The sequence below is a fragment of the Oryzihumus sp. genome (genome assembly GCF_036391795.1).
Lineage (GTDB): Bacteria > Actinomycetota > Actinomycetes > Actinomycetales > Dermatophilaceae > Oryzihumus.
Genome location: NZ_DASVZH010000133.1, coordinates 1 through 5,369 on the forward strand (window position 1 = coordinate 1; position 5,369 = coordinate 5,369).

The following is a 5,369-nucleotide window of genomic DNA, read 5'->3' on the forward strand; positions in this document are numbered from 1 at the left end:
ACGCCGGTGCGGTGGCCGCGGGAGCTCCCGCGGCCACCGCCGCTGCGCCGACCGGGACCGCGGGGTTGCGCGGGCGGGCCCGAGGTATGCCGCGCCGCAACGACCGCGCGTCGCTGGGCTCGGCGCTGCTCTGGCTCGGCCCCGCGTTGCTGCTCATCGGCGGGGTGGTCGTGCTGCCGGCGGTCGAGCTGGTCCGTGCCTCGATGAGCCGCTACTCGATCACCGGCCTGCGCCTCGGCGACGCGGGCACACGCAACTACACGGCGGTGCTGCAGCACCCGATGCTCGGGACCGTCGTCGTGAACACCGTCATCTGGGTCGTCGCGGTCGTGGCGCTCACGGTCGTCATCAGCCTCGCGGTGGCGCAGTTCCTGACCAAGGACTTCTGGGGCCGCACGGTGGTGCGGTGGGCGGTCATCGTGCCCTGGGCGGCCTCACTGGTCATCACGGCCAAGACCTTCGTGATGATCTACGACTACTACTACGGGACGCTCAACCTCGTCCTGAGCACGGTGGGGCTGGGTCCGGTCGACTTCCTGGGCAGCGACGCCTGGATCATGTCCTCGATGGTGCTGGTGGGCGTCTTCGTCTCGATCCCGTTCACCTCCTACGTCTTCGTGGCCGGCCTCAACGCCACGCCCACCGAGGTCTACGAAGCGGCGAAGGTCGACGGGGCCGGCCCGTGGCAGACGTGGTGGCGGATCACGCTGCCCCTGCTGCGACCCGCACTGCTGGTCGCCGTGGTGCTCAACATCATCAACGTCTTCAACTCGTTCCCGATCGTCTACGTGCTCAACGACCGCAACCCCGGCTTCGCCCACGACACGACGATCACCTTCATGTACAAGCTCGCGTTCAAGAGCGCGGAGAAGGACGTGGGCATGTCCGCCGCCGCCGGCGTCTTCAACGTCGTGCTGATCCTCGTCGTCGTGGTCGTCTACCTCAGGTTCACCCGGTGGCGGGAGGAGTCCGCATGACCGCTCACCCCACCACCGCGGGTGCCGCGCGTGCACGCGGAGGCACACGGCATACCGGGTGGAGGCGCCACCGCACGTGGGTGATGCCGCTCGCCGGGCTCGGCGTGATGCTGGTGTTCCTGGCGCCCTACGTCGTGATGCTGCTCAACTCGCTCCGGCCGAGCACCGACGTGGTGCGCACGCCGCCGACCTTCCTGCCACGGGTCTGGCAGCTGTCGACCTACGCACAGGTGCTCGGCGACGACCGGTTCCTCGGCTGGCTGAGGACCTCGCTGGTCGTGGCCACCGCCTCGACGGCCATCGTCGTCGTCGTGTCGGTCCCGGCCGCCTACTACACAGCACGGTTCCGGTTCCCCGGGCGCATGGCCTTCCTCCTGCTCGTGCTGGTCACCCAGATGTTCTCCCCGACCGCGCTGGTCGTCGGCATCTACCGCGAGTGGTTCAACCTCGACATGGTCAACACCTACGGCGCGCTGATCCTCACGAACGCGGCGTTCAACCTGGCGTTCGCGGTGTGGATCCTGCACGGCTTCTTCGGGTCCATCCCCCGGGAGGTCGAGGAGGCGGCCAACCTCGACGGCTGCAGCCGGTTCGGCACGCTGTGGCGCGTCATGCTGCCCCTCACCGTGCCGGGTCTGGTGACCGCGGTGATCTTCACCTTCATCGCCGCGTGGAACGAGTACGTCGTGGCTCTCACGCTGATGATCGACGAGGACCGCAAGCCGCTGACCGTCGGGATCACGTCCTACGTCACGGGCTACGAGCAGCACTGGGACCAGCTGTTCGCCGCGTCCGTCATCGCGATCGTGCCGGTGGTGGTCCTCTTCGCGGTGATCGAGAAGCACCTCGTCGGCGGCCTCACCGCAGGATCGGTGAAGTGACGCCCCGGGTGGGTCGGGCACCCCTCAGAAGAGGCGGGACCCCACGTCGTCGATGCCCTTGAGGGCGTCGTAGTCCAGGGTCACGCAGCGGATGCCCCGGTCGGTCGCGAGCGTGCGCGCCTGCGGCTTGATCTCCTGCGCCGCGAAGATGCCGGTCACCGGGCCCAGGTGCGGGTCGCGGTTCATCAGCTCGAGGTATCGGGTCAGCTGCTCGACGCCGTCGATGTCGCCGCGCCGCTTGATCTCCACCGCCACGCTGGCCCCGGCGGCGTCCTTGCACAGGATGTCGACCGGCCCGATGGCGGTCATGTACTCCCGGCGGACCAGGGTGAAGCCCTCGCCGAGGGTGTGGATGTGCTCGGCGAGCAGCTTCTGCAGGTGGGCCTCGACGCCGTCCTTGACCAGCCCCGGGTCGACCCCGAGCTCGTGCGCCGAGTCGTGCAGCACCTCGTGCAGGCGCACCCGCAGCCGGTCCTCGGACTTGGCGTGCTGGACCACCCAGACCGCCTCGACGCCCTCGGCGACCTCGTGATCCTCGGGGTCGGTCTCGGCCATGGCGCACGGCGGTGACATCCAGTTCAGCGGCTTGTACGACCCGCCGTCGCTGTGCACCAGCACCGAGCCGTCGGCCTTGACCATGAGCAGGCGGGTGGCGAGGGGCAGGTGGGCGTTGAGCCGACCTTCGTAGTCGACGCTGCAGCGGGCAATCACGAGACGCACGGTCGGTGAGCCTAGCCCGAGGGCGGGCGCTGCGCCGAGACGGCGTCACCGGGCACCTCGGCGCGCCGCGCCAGGGCCAGGCAGCCGCCCAGCGTCGCGACGAAACCCAGCGCCGCCCACCCGGCGAAGCCGCTGCGCACGGTGTCTCCCAGCCACAGCAGGCCCACCGCCGCGGGCACGACGGTCTCCACGCCGAAGGTCACCGCGGCGGTCGTGGTGGCCGAGCCGCGGTCCAGCGCAAGGCCGTAGCAGGCCATGGCCAGCAGCCCGTATGCCGCGATGGCCCACGTGAGCGGGTCGGCCAGCAGGTGCCACCACGGGTCGGGGACGGCCAGCACCCGCGCGGCCACGCCCACCCCGCCGAAGCCGAGGCCGGACGCGGCCGCGAGCAACGGGCAGGCCCAGCGGGAGGCCCGCGGCAGCCGCCAGCCCACGAGCGCGAGGACAGCCACGGGCAGCGCCCCGGCCAGGACCAGCCAGGTCCACGGCGCGGCCAGCGGTGCCGGCGACTCGACCCCGGCGCTGACGCCGAGGGCCACCAGTCCCAGACCGACCACGGCGAGGGCGAGCACCTCGGCGCGGGAGAGCCGGGCGTGCAGCACGGCGACGGCCAGCACCGCCGTGACCGCGACGCTCGAGGCGATCGCGGACTGCACCACGAACAACGGCAGGCTGCGCAGCGCCACGAGCGAGGCGAGGAAGCCGACACCGTCCAGGGCCAGGCCCACGGCATACAGCCGTCCCGCCCAGGCGCGCGCCAGCAGTGGCGACCCGGGCGGGGTGGAGGTCATCCGCCGCACCCCCAGCGCCTGCAGCACGGTGGCGCTGCCGTAGCAGAGGGAGGCGGTCAGGGCGCCGAGGAGGCCGGGCAGCATCCCGTGATCCTCGCAGGCCGGCAGGGCCGGCAGGCCGTCCGGTGGCCGGACGGACTGTGACCACCGCCTCCCGCCGCACGCCTCCCGGCAGCCCCCGGCGCTCTGCCAGACTCACCGACATGGCTCGCGAAATCAGCACAGTCGGCGTCATCGGCCTGGGCACCATGGGTGCCGGCATCGTCGAGGTCTTCGCCCGCAACGGGCTCTCCGTCGTGGCCGTGGAGGCCAGCCCCGAGGGCGTCGAGAAGGGCAAGGGGGTGCTGCAGCACTCCACGGACCGGGCGGTCACCCGCGGCAAGCTGACGGCGCAGGAGCAGGTCGCGCTGCACGACCGGATCCGGTTCACCGCCGACCTGGCCGACCTGGCCGAGTGCGACCTCGTCGTCGAGGCGGTCCCCGAGCACCTCGACCTCAAGCGGCAGATCTTCGCCCGGCTGGACGAGATCGTGAAGCCCGACGCGATCCTCGCCACCAACACCTCGAGCCTGTCCGTCACCGAGATCTCGGTGGCCACGCACAACCCGCGCCGCGTCGTGGGCATGCACTTCTTCAACCCGGCGCCGGTGCTGAAGTTCGTCGAGGTCATCCGCACCGTCGTCACCGAGGACGAGGTCGTCGAGGACGTCAAGACCCTGGCCCAGCGGCTGGGCAAGCTGCCGGTCGTCGTCGGCGACAAGGCGGGCTTCATCGCCAACGCGCTGCTGTTCGGCTACCTCAACCACGCGGTGTCGATGTTCGAGAGCCGTTACGCCACCCGCGAGGACATCGACGCGGCCATGCAGCTCGGCTGCGGCCTGCCGATGGGTCCGCTGGCGCTGATGGACCTCATCGGCCTCGACACGGCCTACGAGATCCTCGACACGATGTACAAGCAGGGCCGCGACCGCCTGCACGCGCCGAGCCCGGTGCTCAAGCAGATGGTCACCGCCGGCCTCAAGGGCCGCAAGACCGGCCGCGGCTTCTACACCTACGACGAGCCGGGCTCCTCCAAGGTCGTGGCCGACAACCTCACCCCGCACGAGGCGGGCGCGCACGACGCGCTGCGCGACGTGCGCTCGGTCGGCGTCGTCGGCTCCGGGACGATGGCCACGGGCATCGTCGAGGTCTTCGCCAAGGCCGGGTACGACGTCACCTACGTCGCCCGCTCCCAGGCCAAGGTCGAGGCGGTGCAGGCCGCCATCGCCAAGTCGCTGGAGAAGGCCGTGCAGCGCGGCAAGCTCGACGAGGCCGCCCGCGACGCCGCCCTCGGCCGGCTCACCGGCACCACCAGCCTGGACGACCTGGCCCGCGTCGACCTCGTCGTCGAGGCCGTCGTGGAGGACCTCAAGGTCAAGCAGGCGCTGTTCGAGAACCTCGATGAGATCTGCAAGCCGGGCGCGATTCTGGCCACGACGACGTCCTCGCTGCCGGTCATCGAGTGCGCCTCGGTCACCAAGCGCCCGCAGGACGTCGTGGGCATGCACTTCTTCAACCCGGCCCAGATCATGAAGCTGGTCGAGGTCGTGCACACCGTCTCCACCGCCGACGACGTCGTCGCGACCGTGCAGCACCTGTGCCGCGACCTCGGCAAGCACCCGGTCACCTGCGGCGACCGCGCCGGCTTCATCGTCAACGCGCTGCTGTTCCCCTACCTCAACGACGCCGTGAAGATGCTCGAGGCGCACTACGCCAGCGCCGAGGACATCGACACGGCGATGAAGACCGGCTGTGGCTACCCGATGGGCCCCTTCGAGCTGCTCGACGTGGTCGGCCTCGACGTCTCGCTGGCCATCCAGCGCGAGCTCTACCTCGAGTTCCGCGAGCGCGGCTTCGCCCCGGCCCCTTTGCTGGAGCACCTGGTCACGGCGGGCTACCTCGGCCGCAAGACCGGCCGCGGGTTCCGCACCTACGCCTGACACGCCCCCACAGCACCGCGG

The 5,369-nt window shown here is 70.9% G+C and carries 5 protein-coding genes; 3 read left to right on the forward strand and 2 right to left on the reverse strand.

The features are described from left to right. The coding region (locus VF825_RS07735) for a sugar ABC transporter permease (RefSeq protein WP_331111865.1) at positions 1–977 on the forward strand (977 nt) is incomplete at its 5' end. Continuing rightward, positions 974–1,858 carry a carbohydrate ABC transporter permease gene (locus tag VF825_RS07740; RefSeq protein WP_331111867.1) on the forward strand — a complete coding sequence of 295 codons (885 nt, stop codon included), beginning with the start codon at positions 974–976 and terminating at the stop codon, positions 1,856–1,858. The genes VF825_RS07735 and VF825_RS07740, both read left to right, overlap by 4 nt. Before the next feature lie 24 nt (positions 1,859–1,882). On the opposite strand, the gene nucS is transcribed toward VF825_RS07740, so the two are convergent. Together nucS and VF825_RS07750 are read right to left on the reverse strand one after the other, a co-directional pair. Beyond that, on the reverse strand, positions 1,883–2,578 hold the full coding sequence (gene nucS / locus VF825_RS07745) for an endonuclease NucS (RefSeq protein ID WP_331111869.1): 696 nt from the start codon (positions 2,576–2,578) through the stop codon (positions 1,883–1,885). 11 nt (positions 2,579–2,589) lie between these two features. Next, positions 2,590–3,453, reverse strand: a complete 864-nt coding sequence (locus VF825_RS07750) for a hypothetical protein (protein WP_331111871.1) — start codon at positions 3,451–3,453, stop codon at positions 2,590–2,592. Positions 3,454–3,572: 119 nt separating this feature from the next. On the opposite strand from VF825_RS07750, the gene VF825_RS07755 reads away from it, so the two are divergent. Continuing rightward, positions 3,573–5,348, forward strand: a complete 1,776-nt coding sequence (locus VF825_RS07755) for a 3-hydroxybutyryl-CoA dehydrogenase (RefSeq protein WP_331111873.1) — start codon at positions 3,573–3,575, stop codon at positions 5,346–5,348. Positions 5,349–5,369: the final 21 nt, after the last annotated feature.

Coding starts and splice junctions, on each gene's coding strand:
- VF825_RS07740 (WP_331111867.1), top strand. CDS start 974: ATGACCGCTCACCCCACCACCGCGGGTGCCGCGCGTGCACGCGGAGGC.
- VF825_RS07750 (WP_331111871.1), bottom strand. CDS start 3,453: ATGCTGCCCGGCCTCCTCGGCGCCCTGACCGCCTCCCTCTGCTACGGC.
- VF825_RS07755 (WP_331111873.1), top strand. CDS start 3,573: ATGGCTCGCGAAATCAGCACAGTCGGCGTCATCGGCCTGGGCACCATG.